The sequence below is a fragment of the Paludibaculum fermentans genome, from assembly GCF_015277775.1.
GTDB lineage: Bacteria > Acidobacteriota > Terriglobia > Bryobacterales > Bryobacteraceae > Paludibaculum > Paludibaculum fermentans.
Map to the genome: position 1 here is coordinate 7,757,625 of NZ_CP063849.1, position 19,665 is coordinate 7,777,289.

Genomic DNA, 19,665 nt, shown 5'->3' on the forward strand with positions numbered 1-19,665 from the left:
GCCGTCTACTTCGGCCGGCCCTTCAACTCGACCACCAGAACCTCTGACTCGCGGGCGGCCAGTTTCTTGTCCAGCCGGAAGTGGCCCGGTTCCTGGATCAGAAAGTCACCGTCCTCGAAGCTCGAGTTCCGTTTGTGGCCCTTCTCGTCGCGCACCCGCCATTTCTGCCGTCCAAAGAAGATCAGCACCGCGGGTCTCGTCAGGGTCAGCTTGAGATTGGACTTCTCGACGGCGGCGAACTTGCCGCGCGTCACCCGGAAATCCAGATTGTCCTGCTCGACCGCGAAATGGGAATCCTGCAGCGGCGGCCCGGGTACCACATTCGGATCCGGCTGAAGCTTCGACTCGATGCGCATCGAACGGCTGGGCGCGCTGCTCAACCTCTTGGTGCTGTGGGCCATCTCCGCGCCGCCGGGTGAATACCGTGCCGTTCGTGCGTCGCGATGACTTTCGCGTGTCGTGCCGTTGGCGTTGGTGGTGATGGAATGGACTTCTGTGAAGGCCACCTGCATCATGGGGAGCCCGGGATGCGTATGCATCGCCGTGACTGCCGCCGGATCCGCCTCAACGCGGATCAAACGCACAAATTGGTTCTCCAGTACGAGCTTGTAGCGCTCGGGAGCCGCCACGAGGGCGTCCTGATATTGAGCATCTGCCGCTGGACACACTGCCAGCATGGCTCCATACAACAAGCCAACTCGTACGGCTCTGCCGCGAATACCCAATCCAATCCCCATCACTTGTGTCCGCGATTCTACCACGTGGGTGGGGTACAACCAGACTCCATACGGTGAAACTCCACGGGGGCGCGGGCTTCCGTAGTAGACTCGCCCCTATATGTTCTCTAAGGTGTTGCGCCGAACACATATGTACCTGGCGCTGTTTCTGACTCCGTGGGTGCTCATGTACACGGCCTCCACCTTCGTCATGAACCATCGGGCATGGTTCAAGGAACTCTACGCTGGGCCGCCGAAACCGGCGGTGTTGGAGCGCGAAATGACCTACGAGGGGTCGTTTCCCGAGGGCTCGACAGCTAAGCAGATGGCCCGTCAGATCCTGCAAAGCCTCAACCTGGAGGGGGCGTATAACGCCAACCGCCGCATGAAGGACGACGCGGTGGTCATCCAGCGGCTGGATCCGATCACGCCGCGCCGCCTCACGTTTGAGCCCGCGAGCCGGAAACTGACGATTGAGAAAGTGCCCTGGGAGTCGCGGGGGTTCCTGGAGCGCATGCACCGCCGCCGCGGCTATCAGTTCGACTCGTTGGCCGACGATGCCTGGGCCGTTTCGGTCGATTTCTTCGTTGTAGTCATGATCTTCTGGGTGCTCTCCGGCCTCTGGATGTGGTGGGAGATGAAACTCGCCCGCCGCCTGGGCGCCCTCTTCGCACTGGGCGGTGCCGCCTTGTTCGTTCTGTTCCTGGTGGCGATATGAGATTCAGCCACCTGAACCGCCGTACCCATCTCTATCTCGCCATGGCGCTGCTGCCCTGGTTCCTGATGTACGGCATCAGTTCGTTCTCCTTCAACCACGGCGAGTTTTTCGAAGAGCGGGACAAGGCCCTCGGCCTGCCGCTGTGGAATCAGCGTTTTGAACGGACCTACGCCATCCAGGTGCCGGAAAGCGGCGACCTGCGCGCCGTCGGCGCCCGCATCATGAAGGACAACGGGCTGACCGGCTCCTTCGGCGTCTACCGGCAAAGCCCGGAACAGTTGAACGTCTATATCTACACCTCGCTCCGCTCGACGCAGGTGAAGTATTACATCCGCGAACAGCGCCTGGTCGCCGAGGATCGCCGCTTCCGCTTCGATCACTTCCTCACCGGGCTGCACGCGCGCGGCGGCTTCGAACAGGAGGGATTCCTCAACCAGTTGTGGGGCGTGTTGGTGGACGTGGTCTGCCTGGGCTTCCTGCTGTGGGTGGTGACCGGGCTCTACATGTGGTGGAAGCTGACGCCGACGCGGAGGTGGGGGTGGGTGGCCCTGGTGGGAGGGTTCGTATCGTTCACAGTATTCTTATGGAAGCTCTGACGGCCCGTCCTGCCGCGGGGCTGGTACCAGTCGTGGCTTTGGGGCTCGCCCTGGCTGCGTTCCTCGGTTTACGCATCTACCTGGGGTAAAGAAGTTTGGATGCTCTTGCCCTGCTTCCGGCGGTGAGGGGCCGGGTGCTCCTGCGGTGGACCCGATGCTGGCGTTGGAGTTTCCTTGCCGGGCATCAACCGTGGGCGAACTGACCCCGGGCGTACTCTCTTCCAGCTCTGCGCTCCTCGCCGAGGAGTCAGGCGGTTTCACCACGTCAATGGTCTGGGACAAAATCTCAGGTGTTCATCCGCCAGAATGGCCCATCTCTGGAGGAGCTTCGCATGGACGCACGCATCGTTGACGATTGGGATTCGATTGACGGGGCCAGACCTGCTCCCGTAATCGCAGATCCCGTATTACACTGAGTCCATCCTGGCCGCCGCATGACCAGCACTGCCCTCTGGGAGGCTTCCTGTGCATCTCAACGACTGGACCTATGCCCTGCGAGCCCTCCGGCGCAATCCCCGATTCACCCTCGCCGCCATTCTGACCCTCACCCTCGGCATCGGCGCCAATACCGCCATCTTCAGTTTCATCAATACGGTCTACCTGCGCCCGCTGCCTTACCCGCAGCCCGATCGCCTGATGACCATCTCCGAAACGGCGCCCCAGGGGAAATCGAAGAATCCGGTCACCAGCGCCTCCCCTGCTGCCTACCTCGGCTGGCGCGCGAATTCCTCCCTGTTCGACGCCGTGGGCGCCTGGGGTTGGGACGTCGTCACCCTCACCGGCGGACCCTGGCCGGAACGCGTCCAGGTGCAGCGCATCGGCGGGGGCTACCTCAACGCCCTGGGCATCCAGCCTATGCTCGGCCGGGCGTTTCTGCCGGAAGAGGAGCAGGGAGGATCCTGCCCGGTCCTGGTCAGCAGCCGATTCTGGCGGAATTGGCTGGGCGGCGATCCGGCGGTGATCGGCAAGTCTGTGTTTTCAGACGGGCAGCCTTGCCGTGTCGTGGGCGTCATGCCCGATGGATTCCTGCCGCCGGTCTCGGTCAGTGACCGCGTGGATGTCTGGATGCCGCTGCGGCTCGATGCCGCGCGCGCCACCAGCCGTACCGAACACTCCCTCATGGTCATCGCCCGTCTGGCGCCGGGCAGGACCCCCGGGGCGGCGCAGCAGGTGCTCGACGCCGAAGCCCGGCAAACCGCCGACGCCATCCCCGCCATGAAAGGCTGGGGCATTCAGCTACTCCCCCTCAAGGACCAGGTCTCCGGGAAACCCAACAAGGCGCTCTTCTCCCTGATGGGCGCGGTCGGGTTCCTGCTGCTCATTGCCTGCCTCAATGTGGCGACCCTGCTCACCGCCCGGGCCGCCGGACAGCGCCGTGAGATCGCCATCCGGGCCGCCCTGGGCGCCGGCCGCGCCCGGCTCATCGCTCACCTTTTGGCCCAATCGCTTCTGTTGGCTCTTCTCGGGGGCCTGGGCGGACTGTTGCTGGCCTACTGGAGCCTCGACGCCATGGTCGCTCTCGCTCACAACGTCCTGCCGCGGCTCAACGAAGCCCGCCTCGACTGGCGCGTCCTCGCCTTCAGCGCCGCGGTCTCCGTCGTCACCGGACTCCTCTTCGGCCTGGCCCCGGCTTTCACCCTGTCGCGCGCCAGCCTGCGCGAATCCATCAGCAGCCGCGGCCGCCGGATTCTCGGCAACGCCCAGATCGCCGCCGAGATCGCCCTCGCCTTCGTGCTGCTCATCGGAGCCGGACTGCTGCTCCGCAGCTTCCAGGCGATCCTGGCCGTAGACCTCGGTTTCCGCACAGAACATGTCCTCTCTGCGAACTTCGCCCTGCCGCCCTCGCACTATTCCAGTCCCAGGCAGTACGCCGGATTCCTCACCGATGTCCTGGAACGCGTCCGCGCGACGCCCGGCGTGCTGGCGGCGACGGTCACCAAAGGCATCCCCATGCGCGGCTCCGCCGGAGGCACGCTTGAGGTGTTTGGACGCACTGAGGAGCCCGGCGAGCGCCTCGACATTGCCATCCGCTGTTCGGATGCCGCCTACCTTTCGACCCTCGGCATCTCCCTGGCGCGCGGACGCAACTTCGCCCCCAACGACACGGAAGGCTCGGCGCCCGTGGTTCTCGTGAACGAGAAACTGTTCCGGCAACTCTTCCCTGGCGAGAATCCTCTTGGGAAGCAGATCCGCGCCGCCAGCAAAGACAACAGCCTGCCGTGGCTGACGATCGTCGGCATCGTGAAGGATACCCGCCACATCGGCCCGCTGCGGGAAGGCATGCTGGAGATGTACGTGCCTTATCAGCAGTTTCGCTCGACCACGATCCAGCCGGGAGCCCTGGTCGTCCGCACGGCCGGCAACCCGGAGCACCTGCTGCCCGCCCTCCAGCGCGCCGTCGCGTCGGTGGACAAGGATCAGCCGCTCGTCGCTGTCAGCCTGCTCGACGAGAATCTCGCCGAGTTCATCGCCCCGCAGCGCTTTGACACCACCCTGATGACCATCTTCGCCGTCATCGGGCTGGCCCTCGCCGCCAGCGGGATCTTCGGGGTGATGTCCTATCGGGTGGCGCAGCGCACCCGCGAGTTTGGAGTGCGGCTGGCGGTTGGCGCCAGCGGGCAGGATCTACTCAGGATGATTCTGGGGGAGGCCCTTGCCACCGCCGTGCTGGGTCTCGCCATCGGGTGGGCGGCCGCCTCGGCCTTGACCCGCTACCTCGCGTCCCTGCTGTTCGGGGTCAAGCCCAGCGATCCGCTCACCCTGATCGCCGTGGCCGCGGTCGCCCTGGCCGCGGTGGTCATGGCGGGCTACTGGCCGGCACGCCGCGCGTCGCGGCTCGATCCCATGGCCGCGCTCCGCACGGACTAGCCTCGGGGCCGCACGTATATCGAGCCAGGTCAAGTGCTTAGGGCGGGGCTGCCCATCGCAAAAGAAAAGATCCCGGGCGGGCGCATTACCCGCTCAGGATCTCTTCTGTGACTGTGCGCCGTGGCGCGGTTTAGAACGGAACGTCGTCGTCCGAGATGCCGCCGAAATCCGGCTCGCTGGCGGGTGCAGCCGCCGGAGCGGTGCGCGGCCTCGGCTGGGAAACCGGTCCGCGTTGCGCCGGAGCGTCGCTCCAGGAATCGCCGCCGCTGGGCCCTTCTCCACGGCCGCCCAGCAGGAAGATCTCTTCCGCCACGACTTCCGTCGAGTACTTCTTGACCCCGTCCTTATCCTCGTAGCTCCGCGTCTGCAGGCGGCCTTCCACGTAGATCTGTTTGCCCTTGGTCAGGTACTGTGCCAAGTTCTCCTGGCGCCACGCCACCACGTTATGCCAGTCGGTCTCGTCTTTCCATTCACCCGTCTGATTGTCTTTCACCCGGCGGTTCGTAGCCAGGGTGAAACGCGACATCGACACTCCACTCGTGGTGAAGCGGGTCTCCGCGTCCTTGCCCAGATGGCCAATCAGAATCACCTTATTTACACTGCGGCTAGCCATACTCACGCAGGGTACCACAACAAAACCGCCTAATCCGCTGTGGCGAAGAGAATTGAGCGGTTGAACTCTGAAGCCAAACGCGTCATCATTCGATCTATATCTTATGGTTCGCGGGACCTGCCGCCCGGGCGTGCCGGTGGTCTTTCGGGCTTAGAATCTAATAGGGGACGGCGGGGCCATGCGCATTACGCAAAGTGGCTGTCGAACACGGCTCGCCCTTGGGGCGATAGGAGTCTTTCTGTGGTTGCCTTCCGGTCTGCACGCGCAGGCAGTGATGAAGGGAGCCAACGGCGGACCAAGCCTGGTCGGCAGCGACATGGCGGTGCTGGAAGCACGCGAGACGCGCAAGGATCTCCCCTGCATCGTGACCCCCGCGAAACCGGTTCTCGGTTTCGACCTGAAGTTCCATTCAGGCTTCGATATCTCCGTTCCACTGAAGGAACTCTCCGGCTCGGAAAACCTGTTAACCATCCTCTTCCGTGTCACGTCCAACGAGAAGAAGGAAGAGCCCGTGTACTTCTCACAGAAGATTCGGGTGCCGTCCGTGGATGCGGACGCCAAAGGGGACGCTTACTTGCAGGGAACCTTCGACATCGGAGAAGGGAAATACCAGGTCGACTGGCTGATGCGCGACCGTTCGGAACGCGTGTGCGCCAGTTTCTGGGAGTCCGAGGCCGCTCTGCCGGTCAAGGACAAGGCCCTCTCCATGAGCATGGCCGCCAATGAGATAGCGGCCAGCGACAAGGAAGAGTTCCTCGATGAACCGCCTGTCGACCGCTCGGGCGCCGAAGCTCTTGTTTCGGTCAAGGTGCTGGTCAACTTTGCGCCCCAGAACTCTACCGCTTCCACGCTCCAGCCGGCCGATACCACTGCTCTGGTATCGATTTTGCGCAGCATCCAGCGCGATCCGCATATCGCCAAGTTTTCGATTGTCGCCTTCAATTTACAGGAACAGCGAGTGCTGTACCGTCAGGACTCGACCGATCACATCGACTTCCCTGCCATCGGCGAGGCGTTGAAAGGTCTGCAACTGGGCCGGGTCAACCTGGCGAAGCTGCAGCAAAAAAACAGCGAAACCGAGTTTCTGGGCGATCTCATCCGGACTGAGTTCAAGAATGAAGGGTCATCCCCGGATGCCCTGATTTTTGCTGGCCCCAAAGTGATGCTGGCCGAAAACGTCCCCGCCGACACCTTGAAAGTCGTGGATCCGGCTTACCCCGTGTTCTACATGAACTACAACCTGTATCCGCATCTGACGCCCTGGCGCGACAGCATCGGCCAGGCCATCAGGTATTTCAAGGGTACGGAATTCACCATCAGCCGTCCGCGCGACCTCTGGTTCGCGGTCACTGAAATGGTGGGGAAGATAGTAAAATTCAAAGCAGGGAAGAGTGCTCATACCGCGTCGTCGTCCAGGGGTCTCAATGAGGCAGCTTTACATTAAATCGTGGAAACGGGTTTGGCCCGTTGTCCTGGCCGCGTTGGCAGTGCAGTCGGCGTTCGCCCTGCAGTTGCCGCCTAAGGCCATGGAGCCCAAGAAGTTGGCTCCGTACGTCACTTCCCCCCAGCCCATCGTCGAAAAGATGCTGGAGCTCGCCCGGCTGAAGAACGGCGAGACCCTCTTCGACCTCGGCTGCGGGGATGGCCGCATTCTCTTCTCCGCCGCCCGCACCTTCGGAGCCAAGGCGGTCGGCGTCGAACTCTCGCCCACGCTCGTGAGAAAGGTCCAGCAGTCCGCTGATTCCCAGGGGCTGCAGGATCAGGTCAAAGTCATCGAGGGTGACATGATGAGCGTCGATGTGGCCTCCGCCAACGTCGTCTCGCTTTACCTCATGACCGATGCCAACGAACAACTGCGCCCCAAGCTCGAAAAGGAGCTCAGGCCCGGGTCCCGAGTCGTTTCCCTGGAGTTCAAAATCAAGGGCTGGAAGCCCTCGAAGGTGGAAAAAGTAGAGGTGCACCGCCACCCCTACACCATCTATCTGTACGACCTCCCACAGAAGTGACCGCCGCTCGCGCTATCCTCCATTCATGAGCTTTCGTTCCGCGCTGCTGCTCCTTCTCGTAGGAGGATTTTCCGGCAGCGCCCTCAGCGGCCAGGCCGCACTCAAGCCCGGCCGCAAGTACACCACGGTGGAGCGCCTCGCTCCTGAGCGTCTGGCTGCCGTCCACGCCGCCCGCACGCAATTCGCCGCGGCTCGCAAGCCCGGCCCGCCCGTCGGTGTCTATCAGGATTTCCCCGCCGTCCTCCACGTCCATGCCGAGGATGCGCCCCACACTCTTGGGAAGCGCGCCGAAGTGCTGGCTGCCGCGAAACAGACCGGCATCCGCGTCGTGATGTTCAGCGACCACAACGGACCCAAACCCGATACCTGGCGCGGCCTCCGCGACGGTGTCCTGTTCCTGGCCGGAGCTGAAAACGGCGGCAAGCACGAACTCGTCTATCCCACGCCCGCTCCCGGAGTCCGGTTCCACTCCCACCCCGAAGGCGAACTCACTGCCTCGCCCGACGGCTGGGACGGCATGGAGATCTACAACCGCCACGCCGACGCCGAGGACGACACCGACTTCATCGCCTACCTGAAAGCAGCCCTCGCCGTGCCCGCCAAGGTGCAGGAACTGTCCGCCCTCTTCCGCCAGTACCCCGACGAGGCCTTCGCCTCCGGCTGCGACTACTGGCCCGAGATCTTCGCCCGCTGGGACAGCATCAGCGCCACCCGCCCCTTCACCGGCATCGCCGCCAACGACGCCCACCAGAATCAAGTATTCGCGGGCGGCAAGCTCGTCCTCGATCCCTACCCCGTCGCCTTCCGCAACACGGTCACTCACATCCTGGCGAGGGAACTCTCCGAAGCGTCCGTGATCGACTCCCTACGCGCCGGCCGCGCCTACGTTTCGCACGACTGGCTCTGCGACCCCGCCGGCTTCTCCTTCACCGCCGCCAACAACCTGGGCCTCTTTGAGATGGGCGACACCGTCCCGCTCGCCAGCACCACCCGCCTCACCGCCCGCTCCCCCATTCCCGCCAACTGGAAGTTCTTCCAGGACGGGAAGGTGGTCTCCGAGCAGCAGGGCACTCAGGTATCATTCACCGTGCCCGGCCGCGGCTCCTACCGCGCCGAAGCCTGGCTGGAGGTCGACGGCGAACAGCGCCCCTGGATCTACACCAATGCGATCCGCGCCGATAAGCCCGACTCCACCAAGATCGGCCTGCCCGGCATGGCCCTCGATGCGGGTGTCATCGTTGAGAAGGACATCCAGTACACTACCGGAGCGCCCGAGGACGCCGCCAAGCTCCAACTCGACATCTATAAGAAGAGCGACCTGCCCGCCAATGCGCCCGTCCTCTTCTTTGTCCACGGCGGCGCCTGGAAATCCGGCGATCGCAAACAGTACCCCTTCTTCGGCAATCTCTTCGCCAAGGCCGGCTACGTCGTCGTCGTCCCCAGCTACCGCCTCTCGCCCAAATACAAGCACCCCACTCACATTGAGGACATTGCCGCCGCCTTCGCCTGGACCGTGAAAAACGTCGCAGCCCATGGTGGCGATCCCGCGAAGATCCTCGCGGCCGGCCACTCCGCCGGCGGCCACCTGGTGGCGCTGCTGGCGACCAACCCCAAATACCTGGCCCCCCACAATCTGGATGCGAAGAGCATCCTCGGCGTGCTCGCCCTCAGCGGTGTCTATGACGTCACCGGCCTGGAAGGCTCCGCCTCGTCCAACGCCTTCGTCGGTGATGCCGAACTTCTGAAAGGCGCTTCCCCGGTCAAACAGATCCAGGCCGGCCTCCCGCCCTTCCTGGTCACCTATTGCCAGTGGGACTACGCCACCTTGCCCCAGCAGGCGATCGAGTTCGACAAAGCCCTGAAATCGGCCGGTCTCCGGTCGCAACTGGTCTATATTCCCGGCGAAAGCCACATTACCGAAATGACAAACATCACCAAACCCACGGATGCTTTGGCGCAAACCATGAAAGAGTTCATGGGAGGCCTGCAATGAGCGCCACGGCCGAGTTTGACGTAGTCGGCGTCGGCCTCAACGCCACCGACACCATGCTCGTCATCCCGCACTTCCCCTCCTACGGCGGCAAAGTGCCCTTCCTCACTGAGGTGCTCAGCCCCGGCGGCCAGGTGGCCAGCGCAATGGTGTGCTGCTCCGCGCTGGGTCTCCGCACCAAATACATCGGCACCATCGGCGATGATCAGCGCGGCGACATCCAGTGGCAGAGCCTCCAGGGCTCCGGCGTCAACCTGGACCACGTCCAGCGCCGCACCAACTGCCCAAACCAGTCCGCTTACATCCTCATCGATCAGACCACCGGAGAGCGCACCGTCTTCTGGAGCCGCTCCGACTGTCTCAAGATCGATCCCGAGGAGATCACCCCGGAGCAGATCACCTGCGCCCGCCTGCTCCACATCGACGGACACGATACCCCCGCCGTCGCCCACGCTGCCCGCATCGCGCGCCAGCACGGCATCCCCGTCACAGTCGACGTCGACACCATCTACAAGGGCTTCGAACACGTCCTGCCCAACGTCGACTACCTCATCACCTCCAGCGAATTCCCGGAACGCTGGACCGGCGAAGCCGACCCCATGAAGGCCCTCATCCTGCTGCAGGACACTTACGGCATGAAGGTCGCCGCCATGACGCTCGGAGCCCACGGAGCCCTGGCCCGCGTCGGCGGCCGCTTCGTCTACTCCCCCGCCTTCGTGGTGAACTGCCTCGACACCACCGGCGCCGGGGACGTCTTCCACGGAGCCTTCTGCTACTCTGTGGTGAAAGGCTTCGAAATTGGCGAAGCCCTCGAATTTGCCAACGCAATGGCTGCTTTGAACTGTACCGCCATGGGCGCTCGCGGCGGCATCTCGCCGGAATCCGAGGCCCGCGCCCTCATCGCCCGCGGAGAGCGCCGCACCAAGTCCGAGTTCAAAGCCTACCGGACCTGAGCGCATGATCCCGATTCACGATTCGCAGCGCAGTTTCTCGAAGCCGGTGATGACCACCCTCATCATCGGCCTCAACGCGCTCGCGTTTCTGTTCGAGCTCTCCTTCGACCCGTTCACCCGCAACGACCTCATTGCCGCCTTCGGCTTCGTCCCGGAGCACTTCCACTGGTTCACCCTCTTCACGTCCATGTTCCTGCACAGCGGCTGGATGCACCTGCTGGGCAACATGCTCTTCCTCTGGGTCTTTGGCGACAACATCGAGGACATCCTCGGCCGCGGCAATTTTCTCGTCTTCTACCTGCTCTGCGGCGTTGCCGCCGCCATGGGCCAGTACCTCATCAATCCCGATTCGCGCGTGCCCATGATCGGGGCCAGCGGCGCCATAGCCGGCATCATGGGCGCCTATATGATGAAGTTCCCTCACGCCCGCATCACCATGGTGGGCTGGTTCATCATCATCTTCTCCTTTGATCTGCCTGCCTACGCCGTGCTGCTCTATTGGTTTGCCCTCCAGTTCTTCAGCGGCTTCGGCTCCATCTCCGATATCCAGTCGCGCAGCGGCGGCACCGCCTTCTTCGCCCACATCGGCGGCTTCATCGCGGGCATGGCCCTCATCCACCTCTTCAAAACACGCGACCTCTACCGCCAGCGTCGCGACCTGCTCTGGTAAATGTTTTATCCACCCTTACTCGACCTTGACGACGCGCCCGCCCTCGACGTGCTGGCCCTCGCCGCCCATCCCGATGACATCGAACAGACCTGCGGCGGCGCCCTGCTCAAAATGGCCGAGATGGGCTACGTCACCGGAGCCCTCGACCTCACCGCCGGCGACATGGGCACCCGCGGTACGCCCGAACTCCGCATGGAAGAGGCCCGCAAAGCCGCAACCATCCTGCGCCTCGGCTTCCGCGAAAACCTCCAGATGCCCGACGCCCGCCTCGAGAACAGCATCCCCCTGCGCATGACCCTCATGGGCGTCATCCGCCGCCTCAAACCCAAGGTGCTCATCCTCCCTTATTGGGAAGCCCGCCACCCCGATCACTACGTCGCCTCCATCCTCGGCTTCGAGGCCGCCTTCCTCTCCGGCATCCGCAAAATGGACGACCTCGCCGAACCGCACCGCCCCTTCAAAGTCGTCTACGCCTCCAGCTACGCCACCGTGAATCCGTCCTTCGTCGTGGACATCACGCCCTACTTCGAGCGCCGCATGGAATCCCTCTTCGCCTACGAATCCCAGTACGGCGAAACCGCCGAAGGCGCCGGCCTCTTCCCCAAAAAGGCCGAGATTCACGACCGCCTGCGGTCCATCGCCCGCTACTACGGCAACCTGATCGGCGCCAAATACGGCGAGCCCTATGTCGTCAAGGAAACCATGAAGGTGGATGACATGGTCACCATGGGCGTACGATCGTTCTGATCACTTTCAGGAGCGCGTGTCCATGCCATCCCGGCGAGAATTTCTATCGGCGGCCTTAGCCGCCCAGGTACCCATCCGCAAGGTGCCCGACCCCGTCATCCAGATCAAAGGCGAAAAGTTCCACTTCAACGACCAGCCCACCTACGCCGGCTGCGTCTGGAAGGGCCACCCCATTGAGGGCCTGTTGCTGAACTCGCGCATGGTCCAGGGCATCTACGACGACGAGAACCCGCAAACCGTCGCCCGTTGGGCTTACCCCGACACCGGCAAGTGGGACCCCAACCGCAACACCCAGGAGTTCCTCGACAGCCTGTCGTCCTGGCGCAAACACGGTCTGCGCGCCATCACCCTCAACCTCCAGGGCGGCAGTCCCCAGGGCTACTCCAAGGAACAGCCGTGGCGCAACAGCGCCATCGCCCTCGACGGCTCCCTCAAGCCTGCCTACATGAAGCGGCTGCAGCTCATCCTCGACAAGGCCAAGCTCTGGCACATGGGTGTGATCCTCGGCATCTTCTACTTCGGCCAGGACGAATACCTCGCCAACGACGATGCCGTCCGCAAGGCCGTCCGCGAAACGCTGCTCTTCCTCCAGAACGGCCGCCACTGGCACGTCATGGTCGAGATTGCCAACGAGTGCGACGGCAAAGGCTACCAGCAGCCGCTCATCCAGGCTCCGCGCATCCACGAACTCATCGCCCTCGCCAAATCGATCAACACCGGCGGCCAGCGCAACTACGTCAGCGCCAGCTTCAACGGCGGCGCCATCCCCCATGCCAACGTCGTCAGGGAGTCCGACTTCCTCCTCCTGCACGGCAACGGCGTCAGCGATCCCAAACGCATTACGCAGATGGTGGAGCAGACCCGCCAGGTGGACGGCTATCGTCCCATGCCCATCCTCTTCAATGAGGACGACCACTTCGACTTCGACAAAGCCGAGAACAACTTCGCCGCCGCGGTCGCCGCCGGAGCCTCGTGGGGCTACTTCGACCCTGGCGAAAGCAACTACAAGGACGGCTTCCAGTGCCCGCCCGTGAACTGGGGCATCAACACCGACCGCAAGAAGGCCTTCTTCCAACTCGTGGCCGAAATGACCGGGTCGCGGGTCTGAGCTGGTACCCGGGCCCGTCCCTGGCGCATCATAAAAGAGAATGCCCCAAGGAACCATCGTCCGTGCCGCTGCCGGCCAGGCCCAGTTCTCACCGGAAAAAATGGGCAAGGTCTCGCTGGCTGCGGCCGACCACTTGTACGCCGGGCTGAACTGCCTGCTCCCCGGCCAGCAGCACCAGGCCCACACCCACGCCGACCAGGACAAGATGTACGTGGTCCTTGACGGCGCTGGGGAAGTTCAACTCGGCGAAGAACTTTCGGCCGTCGCCGCGGGCGACCTCATCCTCGCGCCCGCCGGTGTGCTCCACGGAATCCGCAACACCGGCGTCGACCCGCTTGTCGTCCTGGTCGTCTTCAGCCCGCCGCCCACCCGCAAATGATGCGCCTGGCCCTGCTCCTGCTGCTCGCCGCCGCGGCTTTCGGCCAGGATGCCGATGTCCAGACCCCGGCCACCAAAGCCCTCGCGGCCGAGCTCACGCGCATCGAGCAGGAGTCCGGCGGCCAACTCGGACTCGCCGCCATCTGCCCCGAAACGAACCTGCGCATCGGCTGGCGCGCTACGGACCGCTTCCCCCTGGCCGAGCTCTACCACCTGCCCGTCGCCCTGCGCGTCATTGGCCTGATGGAGGCCGGGCTCCTCCCCTTCCGCAAAATGGTCAAGGTGGAACCCGAGAATTACGTCCCCGGCCACAGCCCCATCCGCGAACGTTATCCCGAAGGCGCCGTTCTCACTATTGGCCAGCTCCTGCGCTATGCCATTGCGGAAAACGACGCCACCGCCGCGGCCTTCCTGCTCTCTCTCTCAGGCGGAACACCGCCCCTCAAAACCACCCTGGAACGTCTGGTGAAAGACGGCATCCGCATCGATCGCACCGCCAAGGAAACCCGTGACGATTTCGACAAACGCGGACCCGTGGCGTTGGCCATGGATCCGCGCGACTCCGCCACGCCGGAGGCCTACACAGCGCTGCTCACCATGGTGCACCGCCGCCAGCTTCTCAAACCGAAGCCGTCCGAGCTCCTGCTCACCTGGATGACGGAGGCCAGCCAGTGTCCAAACCGCCTCAAGGCCCTGCTCCCCGCGGACGTGCAGGTGTGGCACCTCCCCGGCACCGGAGGCACGAAGGACAAACTGAATCTCTGCACCAGCGACGCCGGCGGCATCGTCCTGCCCGGAGACCAGGGCCACATCCTGCTCAGCGTCTTCCTGAAGCTCTCGCCGCAGGACGAAGCCGCTCGCGAAAAGACCCTGGCTGAGGCCGCCCGGGCCGTCTATCGTTTCTTCACCACCCCGCAGTAGCGCCAACCCCGGCCGCAACCCGAACTGCCCCTCCAGCCCCCTGTGCGGCGGACCTCAATCCTCTTAGAGCTTCCGCCCCACCTCATCGCCCTGCCGCCAAAGTCGCGCGCCCTGGCCTCGGATTCATGGCGAGCTGCGTCCCGAGAAATCAGGAAGCCATTTGTGAGAAGTCGCAAATCATGAAAACTCATGCTTTGCTCTCAATGAGTAGGTGATTGTTTTCAGAGGTTTACGGCGACACTGCCGTGGCCCCCAGCTTGCACTCTATGAGGTGTCACGACGATGACACCAAGGAAACGGAGCTTACACAGACCATGCAGCGGATCACAGCAATCAATCACGCCGATGCCACGGGCAAGGCGAAACAACTTCTCGATGGCGTCCAGGCCAAATTGGGCATTACACCCAATCTGATGAAGACGCTCGCCACGTCGCCCTCCGCCCTCGAAGGCTACCTGCACTTCGGGGCTGCGCTCGCCACCGGCGTCCTGAATGCGAAGTTCCGCGAGCAGATCGCCATTGCCGTCGCCCAGGCGAACTCCTGCGAGTACTGCCTTTCGGCGCACTCCGCCATCGGCGGGATGGTCGGCTTGACTCCGGAAGAGATTGCGGCCAGCCGCGACGCGCATGCCGCCGACGCCAGGCGCGACGCCGGACTACGGTTCGCCCAGGCCATCGTCGTGCAGCGCGGCGAAGTGTCGGACGCCGCACTTGCCAGTGTCCGGCAGGCCGGCTACACCGACGCCGAGATCACGGAAGTGGTCGCCAACGTCGCCATCAACATCTTCACCAACTACTTCAATCATGTAGCCCGCACGGAAGTGGATTTCCCGCTCGTGCCCGTAGCCATGGCCGGCCACCAGTCCGCCTAGCGGAATGCCCCAGGAGACAACACGATGAACACCAGGATTCTGACCTCGATTCTCGGCGGCCTCGCCCTCCTCGCCTCCGCCTCGGCGGGCGTCCCCACCAGCTATAAGACGGCCAAAGTGGATGGACTCACCATCGCTTACCGCGAGGCCGGTGATCCGGACAGCCCCAAATTGGTCCTGCTGCACGGCTTTCCCGCCTCGTCGCATCAGTACCGTGACCTGATCCCCGCGCTGGCGGCTCGCTTCCACGTCATAGCGCCCGACTATCCAGGTTTTGGCAACAGCGATATGCCGGATCCCGCGGTCTATGCGTACTCGTTCGACAAGCTGTCCGAAGTGGTGGAAATGTTTCTCAAGGACCGCGGCTTCGATCACTACGGGCTCTTCGTGCAGGACTACGGCGGACCGGTCGGGTTCCGCATCGTGACGCGCCACCCGGAAGCTCTCGACTGGCTGATCATCCAGAACACCAACGCCTACGAGATCGGCTTCACCAAGGCCTGGGATGGATTCCGGGGCGCCTTGTGGAAAGACCGCAGCCCGCAGACCGAGAAGCCTTTGGCCGCCTTCCTGGAACATGACGCGATCAAAGGCATCTATCTGTTCGGCGCGAAGAACCCGGAACTCATCAGCCCGGATAACTGGGAGTCGGACTCCGCCTTCCTGCAACGCCCGAATGCCCGCCGGGTGCAGTTGGACCTCTTCTACGACTACCGCAAGAACGTCGAACTCTATCCCAAATGGCAGGCGTTCCTGAGGGAGCATCAACCCAAAACAATCATCTTCTGGGGACAGAACGATATCTTCTTCACGCCAGAGGGCGGCGAGGCCTTTCTCAAGGATCTGCCCGCCGCCGAGATGCACCGCTTGGCCTCCGGCCACTTTGCGGTGGAGGACTCCCTGAACGAGATTGCCGGAGGAATGACCCGCTTCTACAACGAGAAGGTCGCCGGCCTGCAAGGCAAGATGAGCCAGGGCATGGACAAAGCCAGGGACAAGGCGATGCACAACGGCATGCGCTAAGGTGACTTATGCGAAATCGCCGGGATCCGGTCCAGGATCCCGGCGGCGTGATCGGAAGTTCGCGAATCCTGCGAGTATATGCGCATCCAATAGAGGAACCGGTCCGGCGAGGCCCTTGCCGGCAGCCGGCACTGTGAAGTCAGGATTTACAAATGAGTGTCCACCCCATGAGAATCCTTGCGGTATCAGGCAGCCTCCGCGCCAACTCCTCGAACAAGGAGTTGCTCCGGGCGGCGGTCACGCTGTGTCCCACCGGGATCGACATGCTCGTCTACGAGGGGCTCGGCGCCTTGCCCCACTTCAATCCTGATCACGACGGCGAGAATGTGGAGCCGGCCGTCACCGCTTGGCGGTCCAGTCTGAGGAATTGCGATGGCGTTGTGTTCTCCGTGCCCGAATACGCCCACGGAGTGCCCGGTTCCCTGAAGAACGCACTGGATTGGGTAGTGGGCGGCACCGAGTTTGTGGGCAAGCCGGTTACCCTCTTCAATGCTTCACCCCGCGGGACCTATGCCCAGGCTTCGCTGCTGGAAACGCTCACGGTCATGTCCGCGAAGGTGGTGCCGGAAGCCTCCATCACCTTGAACCCTTCCAGCAAGCCGTTCTCTGCGGACGAGATCGTGGCGAATCCCGGGCTGTCCGCCCAGTTGCGCTCGGCCCTCGAGTCCTTCGCGGCGGCCATCCGGGCGTCGAAGGACGCACGGTAACAGGAAACAGCGGCCGGAACCCGCCACGGCATCTCATTCTCATCCTGTTCTCCTGGTCTTTTCTGGCTTCCACCCGATGGGACACTGGACGGTATGACTACGAGAAGCGGGCCCCGCCCCAAGGCTGGATTCCTCAAACAACACGGACTCAGCCTCACCGCGATCGCGATTCTCCTTCTGTGGTTCGTCCTGTATCTCATCAACGACCCCAAGACACATCGCGGTTCGTACTTCGGGAACGCCATAGCCGACTGGACCGGTGTGGTAGTGACCGTAATTGCGACGAAGTACTTCTACGAGGTCGGGTCCGCCGAGAGCAAACAGCCGGACCGCCGCTTCCGCGGCCGTGTCCTCGAGACGCTTCGGGATCATTCGCTGTCCATCTTTCTCGGGCTCACCGGCGTGGGCTGGACCGCCCTCTACCTGAAGATGGATTCCGAAGGGAAGTGGGGCCAGGTAGTCGGCAACATCGTGTCGGAGTGGACCCAACTCCTGGGGCTGGTTCTCCTCACGAAACGCTTGATCGAAGCGAAATCAAAGGAGAGCAAAGCGAGCAGCGAGAACAACGAGTAGGAGCCGCCTCGGCGAGACTCGGCGCCGCCCGCTCGGATGAGTTTACAGCGCCGCGAGACGCTGCCCCGCATCAGAGTAAAAGGGCTTCCATCTCCTTGTGCGCGTTGAGCCTCCAGGAAACGGCCAAATCCTCACGACTGCAAAATGAGCCCCGAAGCTGCTAATCTGAACCGAAGTGTACGCTCGACAGTGTCTTGTACACATGTCTCCAGCTTGTTAACTAGCGAGTGTGCCTTGATCCGTTCGCCTCACGATCGCACCGGGTGAGCCGCTGATCCGCACTCCTGCTCCGGGCGGGTCACTTCGGATGGCGGCCCGTGGCGCCGGCAAAGGCAGTGTCAACCCCGGGTCCGGAACAGTGGCCGGCCTGCCGAACCACATCTTTGAAAGGGAAGCGAAGACAATGACGATGAAACTGGCGAGAGCGGCACTGCTTCTGACCTCGGCCATCTCGGCTTGGGCCCAGGTCAATGTGGGCGAACAGAAGCCCGAACCCACCCTGCCGTTCAAGCTGACCACCACGGCCAACTTTGAACTGCCTTGGCGCATAGCCTTCCTGCCGGACGGCCGCATGCTGGTCACCGAAAAGATCGGGCCCATCTGGCTGGTCTCCGCCCAGGGCGAAAAGATCGCGGCCCTCAGCGGGACGCCGCCCGTCTATTGGCAGGGCCAAAACGGCATGCTGGGCGTCTTCGTCTCGCCGACTTACGCCGCCGACCAGCGCATCTACATCACCTACATCGAGCCGGGTGATTACGGCGGAGGCCAGGCGCTGGCCCGCGCCAAGTTGAATCTGGGACGCGTCCCCCGCCTCGAGAACTTCGAAGTGATCTGGCGCCAGATGCCTCGCGGCAAGGGCGGCCAGGCGGGTGGCCAGATCGCCTTCTCCGCCGATGGTCAGTACATCTACATGACGGTGGGCGACCGCCAGCGCATGACGCCGGCACAGGACCCGAACCAGCCCGTCGGAAAGATCCTGCGCCTGACGCTGGATGGCAAGCCAGCCCCGGGCAACCCTAACTTCGGCAAGACCGGCGCAGCGACCATCCCGTTGATCGATCCGCCGCGTAACACCGAACTGGCCAAGACCGCGCAGCCGGTCAGCGCCTACACCTTCCCCGGACCCAACCAGACGCCGGCCGAAACCTGGGCCAGCGGCTTCCGCGCCCCCTACGGCCTCGCCTTCTCGCCCACCGGTGAATTGTGGGAGGTCGAACATGGCCCCCGCGGCGGCGACGAACTGAACCTGATCGAGAAGGGCAAGAACTACGGCTGGCCCCTCGTCTCCTACGGCAAGAACTACGACGAGGTGCCGATTCCGAATCCCGACACCCGGCCCGACTTGGCGAAGCCCGTGCTCTACTGGGTGCCGGTGATCGCGCCCGGCAACCTGATGTTCTACCACGGCAAGCAGACCTTCCCACAGTGGGACGGCAGCGGCTTCGTCAGCGGCCTGGCGACGATGTCGATCACGCGCATCCTCTTTGACGGCAAGGGCGGAGCCAAGACCGCCGAGCGCTGGGAAGTAGGCAAACGCATCCGCGATGTGGAGCAGGCGCCCGATGGTTCGCTGTGGATGCTGGAAGACGCCAATCCCGGTGCGCTGATTCACGTGACACCCAAGTGATCCGGTCGCCCTGGAAAGTTGTTGGCCTCTTGCTGCTGGCCGTGGGACTCTACGGCCAGCAGCAGCCCATTGCATATAGTCACAAGACGCACTTGGCGTTGGGGCTGAAGTGCAACAACTGCCACAAAAACGCCGACCCCGGCGAGGCGATGGGCTTTCCGGCCGAATCGTTCTGCATGAGTTGCCACCGGACGGTGAAGACCGGCAGTCCGGACATTCAGAAGTTGGCCGCCGCGGCCAAGGCAAAGGAACCCCTCCCCTGGGTCCGTGTCTACCGGCTCCCGACCTATGTCTACTTCAGCCACCGCGTGCACACGACCGCCGGAACCACCTGCGAAACCTGCCACGGCCCTGTGCCCCAGCGCGACGTGATCAAGAAGGAAGTGACGCACGACATGCGTTCCTGCATAGCGTGCCACACCGAGAAGAAGGCCCGCCAGGACTGCACGGCCTGCCACGAGGAGCGGCAGTAGGGAGCAAGCTCCTCTTCATTCGAGCGTGGCTCGGAGCGGAGCACTCTGCAGTCTTCCACTGGATGCGCGAACGGATAAATTGGCCGGCCGTGCTTGGCGAGTTCTT

20 protein-coding genes are annotated in these 19,665 nt (G+C 63.4%); 18 read left to right on the top strand and 2 right to left on the bottom strand.

The features are described 5' to 3' along the window. Positions 1-5 precede the first annotated feature (5 nt). The gene (locus tag IRI77_RS30750) at positions 6-677 is read right to left on the bottom strand and encodes a hypothetical protein (protein WP_194448779.1); all 672 of its coding nucleotides are present in this window, start codon (positions 675-677) and stop codon (positions 6-8) included. A 160-nt stretch (positions 678-837) separates the two neighbouring features. On the opposite strand from IRI77_RS30750, the gene IRI77_RS30755 reads away from it, so the two are divergent. From IRI77_RS30755 to IRI77_RS30765, 3 genes are all read left to right on the top strand, one after another. Continuing rightward, the gene (locus IRI77_RS30755; protein ID WP_194448780.1) at positions 838-1,434 is read left to right on the top strand and encodes a PepSY-associated TM helix domain-containing protein; all 597 of its coding nucleotides are present in this window, start codon (positions 838-840) and stop codon (positions 1,432-1,434) included. After that, positions 1,431-2,030, top strand: coding sequence for a hypothetical protein (locus IRI77_RS30760; protein WP_194448781.1), 600 nt, complete (start codon positions 1,431-1,433; stop codon positions 2,028-2,030). Before IRI77_RS30755 ends, IRI77_RS30760 begins: the two co-directional genes overlap by 4 nt. A 465-nt stretch (positions 2,031-2,495) precedes the next feature. Continuing rightward, positions 2,496-4,898, top strand: a complete 2,403-nt coding sequence (locus IRI77_RS30765) for an ABC transporter permease (RefSeq protein WP_194448782.1) — start codon at positions 2,496-2,498, stop codon at positions 4,896-4,898. A gap of 130 nt (positions 4,899-5,028) precedes the next feature. Here IRI77_RS30765 and IRI77_RS30770 read toward each other — a convergent pair whose 3' ends face one another. Then, positions 5,029-5,511: a single-stranded DNA-binding protein gene (locus IRI77_RS30770; protein WP_194448783.1), complete on the bottom strand. Its 483-nt coding sequence runs from the start codon at positions 5,509-5,511 to the stop codon at positions 5,029-5,031. Between the two features lie 316 nt (positions 5,512-5,827). On the opposite strand from IRI77_RS30770, the gene IRI77_RS30775 reads away from it, so the two are divergent. From IRI77_RS30775 to IRI77_RS30845, 15 genes are all read left to right on the top strand, one after another. Next, complete coding sequence (locus tag IRI77_RS30775) at positions 5,828-6,955, top strand: acetyltransferase (protein ID WP_194448784.1); 1,128 nt, start codon at positions 5,828-5,830, stop codon at positions 6,953-6,955. Continuing rightward, on the top strand, positions 6,936-7,517 hold the full coding sequence (locus IRI77_RS30780; protein WP_194448785.1) for a class I SAM-dependent methyltransferase: 582 nt from the start codon (positions 6,936-6,938) through the stop codon (positions 7,515-7,517). Before IRI77_RS30775 ends, IRI77_RS30780 begins: the two co-directional genes overlap by 20 nt. A 25-nt stretch (positions 7,518-7,542) precedes the next feature. Next, positions 7,543-9,510 carry an alpha/beta hydrolase fold domain-containing protein gene (locus IRI77_RS30785; RefSeq protein WP_194448786.1) on the top strand — a complete coding sequence of 656 codons (1,968 nt, stop codon included), beginning with the start codon at positions 7,543-7,545 and terminating at the stop codon, positions 9,508-9,510. Then, positions 9,507-10,460 carry a carbohydrate kinase family protein gene (locus IRI77_RS30790; RefSeq protein WP_194448787.1) on the top strand — a complete coding sequence of 318 codons (954 nt, stop codon included), beginning with the start codon at positions 9,507-9,509 and terminating at the stop codon, positions 10,458-10,460. Before IRI77_RS30785 ends, IRI77_RS30790 begins: the two co-directional genes overlap by 4 nt. A gap of 4 nt (positions 10,461-10,464) precedes the next feature. Further along, positions 10,465-11,130 (top strand): rhomboid family intramembrane serine protease, encoded by a 666-nt coding sequence (locus tag IRI77_RS30795; protein WP_194448788.1) that lies wholly within the window; start codon positions 10,465-10,467, stop codon positions 11,128-11,130. After that, on the top strand, positions 11,131-11,877 hold the full coding sequence (gene bshB1 / locus IRI77_RS30800; protein ID WP_194448789.1) for a bacillithiol biosynthesis deacetylase BshB1: 747 nt from the start codon (positions 11,131-11,133) through the stop codon (positions 11,875-11,877). 22 nt (positions 11,878-11,899) lie between these two features. Continuing rightward, complete coding sequence (locus IRI77_RS30805; protein WP_228486406.1) at positions 11,900-12,985, top strand: hypothetical protein; 1,086 nt, start codon at positions 11,900-11,902, stop codon at positions 12,983-12,985. Between the two features lie 40 nt (positions 12,986-13,025). Next, entirely contained in the window at positions 13,026-13,364 is a 339-nt protein-coding gene (locus tag IRI77_RS30810; protein ID WP_194448790.1) for a dimethylsulfonioproprionate lyase family protein, read from the top strand. Then, positions 13,361-14,284: a serine hydrolase gene (locus IRI77_RS30815; protein WP_194448791.1), complete on the top strand. Its 924-nt coding sequence runs from the start codon at positions 13,361-13,363 to the stop codon at positions 14,282-14,284. The genes IRI77_RS30810 and IRI77_RS30815 overlap by 4 nt, the downstream gene beginning before the upstream one ends. 314 nt (positions 14,285-14,598) lie before the next feature. Beyond that, complete coding sequence (locus IRI77_RS30820) at positions 14,599-15,156, top strand: carboxymuconolactone decarboxylase family protein (protein WP_194448792.1); 558 nt, start codon at positions 14,599-14,601, stop codon at positions 15,154-15,156. 24 nt (positions 15,157-15,180) lie between these two features. Continuing rightward, the gene (locus tag IRI77_RS30825; protein ID WP_194448793.1) at positions 15,181-16,179 is read left to right on the top strand and encodes an alpha/beta fold hydrolase; all 999 of its coding nucleotides are present in this window, start codon (positions 15,181-15,183) and stop codon (positions 16,177-16,179) included. Between the two features lie 167 nt (positions 16,180-16,346). Beyond that, positions 16,347-16,886, top strand: coding sequence for an NADPH-dependent FMN reductase (locus tag IRI77_RS30830; RefSeq protein ID WP_194448794.1), 540 nt, complete (start codon positions 16,347-16,349; stop codon positions 16,884-16,886). 93 nt (positions 16,887-16,979) lie between these two features. Then, a complete protein-coding gene (locus tag IRI77_RS30835) occupies positions 16,980-17,459 on the top strand; it encodes a hypothetical protein (protein WP_194448795.1) in 480 nt (159 codons plus the stop codon). A gap of 409 nt (positions 17,460-17,868) precedes the next feature. After that, positions 17,869-19,086, top strand: coding sequence for a PQQ-dependent sugar dehydrogenase (locus IRI77_RS30840; protein ID WP_194448796.1), 1,218 nt, complete (start codon positions 17,869-17,871; stop codon positions 19,084-19,086). Positions 19,087-19,115: 29 nt separating this feature from the next. After that, positions 19,116-19,559, top strand: coding sequence for a cytochrome c3 family protein (locus IRI77_RS30845; protein ID WP_194448797.1), 444 nt, complete (start codon positions 19,116-19,118; stop codon positions 19,557-19,559). Positions 19,560-19,665 lie beyond the last annotated feature (106 nt).

Bases quoted from the DNA above. Each gene is read 5' to 3' on its own strand.
- IRI77_RS30815 (WP_194448791.1), top strand. From the start codon at position 13,361: ATGATGCGCCTGGCCCTGCTCCTGCTGCTCGCCGCCGCGGCTTTCGGC.
- IRI77_RS30825 (WP_194448793.1), top strand. From the start codon at position 15,181: ATGAACACCAGGATTCTGACCTCGATTCTCGGCGGCCTCGCCCTCCTC.
- IRI77_RS30770 (WP_194448783.1), bottom strand. From the start codon at position 5,511: ATGGCTAGCCGCAGTGTAAATAAGGTGATTCTGATTGGCCATCTGGGC.
- IRI77_RS30830 (WP_194448794.1), top strand. From the start codon at position 16,347: ATGAGAATCCTTGCGGTATCAGGCAGCCTCCGCGCCAACTCCTCGAAC.
- IRI77_RS30750 (WP_194448779.1), bottom strand. From the start codon at position 677: ATGCTGGCAGTGTGTCCAGCGGCAGATGCTCAATATCAGGACGCCCTC.
- IRI77_RS30810 (WP_194448790.1), top strand. From the start codon at position 13,026: ATGCCCCAAGGAACCATCGTCCGTGCCGCTGCCGGCCAGGCCCAGTTC.
- IRI77_RS30780 (WP_194448785.1), top strand. From the start codon at position 6,936: ATGAGGCAGCTTTACATTAAATCGTGGAAACGGGTTTGGCCCGTTGTC.
- IRI77_RS30775 (WP_194448784.1), top strand. From the start codon at position 5,828: ATGGCGGTGCTGGAAGCACGCGAGACGCGCAAGGATCTCCCCTGCATC.
- IRI77_RS30840 (WP_194448796.1), top strand. From the start codon at position 17,869: ATGAAACTGGCGAGAGCGGCACTGCTTCTGACCTCGGCCATCTCGGCT.
- IRI77_RS30795 (WP_194448788.1), top strand. From the start codon at position 10,465: ATGATCCCGATTCACGATTCGCAGCGCAGTTTCTCGAAGCCGGTGATG.
- IRI77_RS30760 (WP_194448781.1), top strand. From the start codon at position 1,431: ATGAGATTCAGCCACCTGAACCGCCGTACCCATCTCTATCTCGCCATG.
- IRI77_RS30805 (WP_228486406.1), top strand. From the start codon at position 11,900: ATGCCATCCCGGCGAGAATTTCTATCGGCGGCCTTAGCCGCCCAGGTA.
- IRI77_RS30835 (WP_194448795.1), top strand. From the start codon at position 16,980: ATGACTACGAGAAGCGGGCCCCGCCCCAAGGCTGGATTCCTCAAACAA.
- IRI77_RS30785 (WP_194448786.1), top strand. From the start codon at position 7,543: ATGAGCTTTCGTTCCGCGCTGCTGCTCCTTCTCGTAGGAGGATTTTCC.
- bshB1 (WP_194448789.1), top strand. From the start codon at position 11,131: ATGTTTTATCCACCCTTACTCGACCTTGACGACGCGCCCGCCCTCGAC.
- IRI77_RS30755 (WP_194448780.1), top strand. From the start codon at position 838: ATGTTCTCTAAGGTGTTGCGCCGAACACATATGTACCTGGCGCTGTTT.
- IRI77_RS30790 (WP_194448787.1), top strand. From the start codon at position 9,507: ATGAGCGCCACGGCCGAGTTTGACGTAGTCGGCGTCGGCCTCAACGCC.
- IRI77_RS30820 (WP_194448792.1), top strand. From the start codon at position 14,599: ATGCAGCGGATCACAGCAATCAATCACGCCGATGCCACGGGCAAGGCG.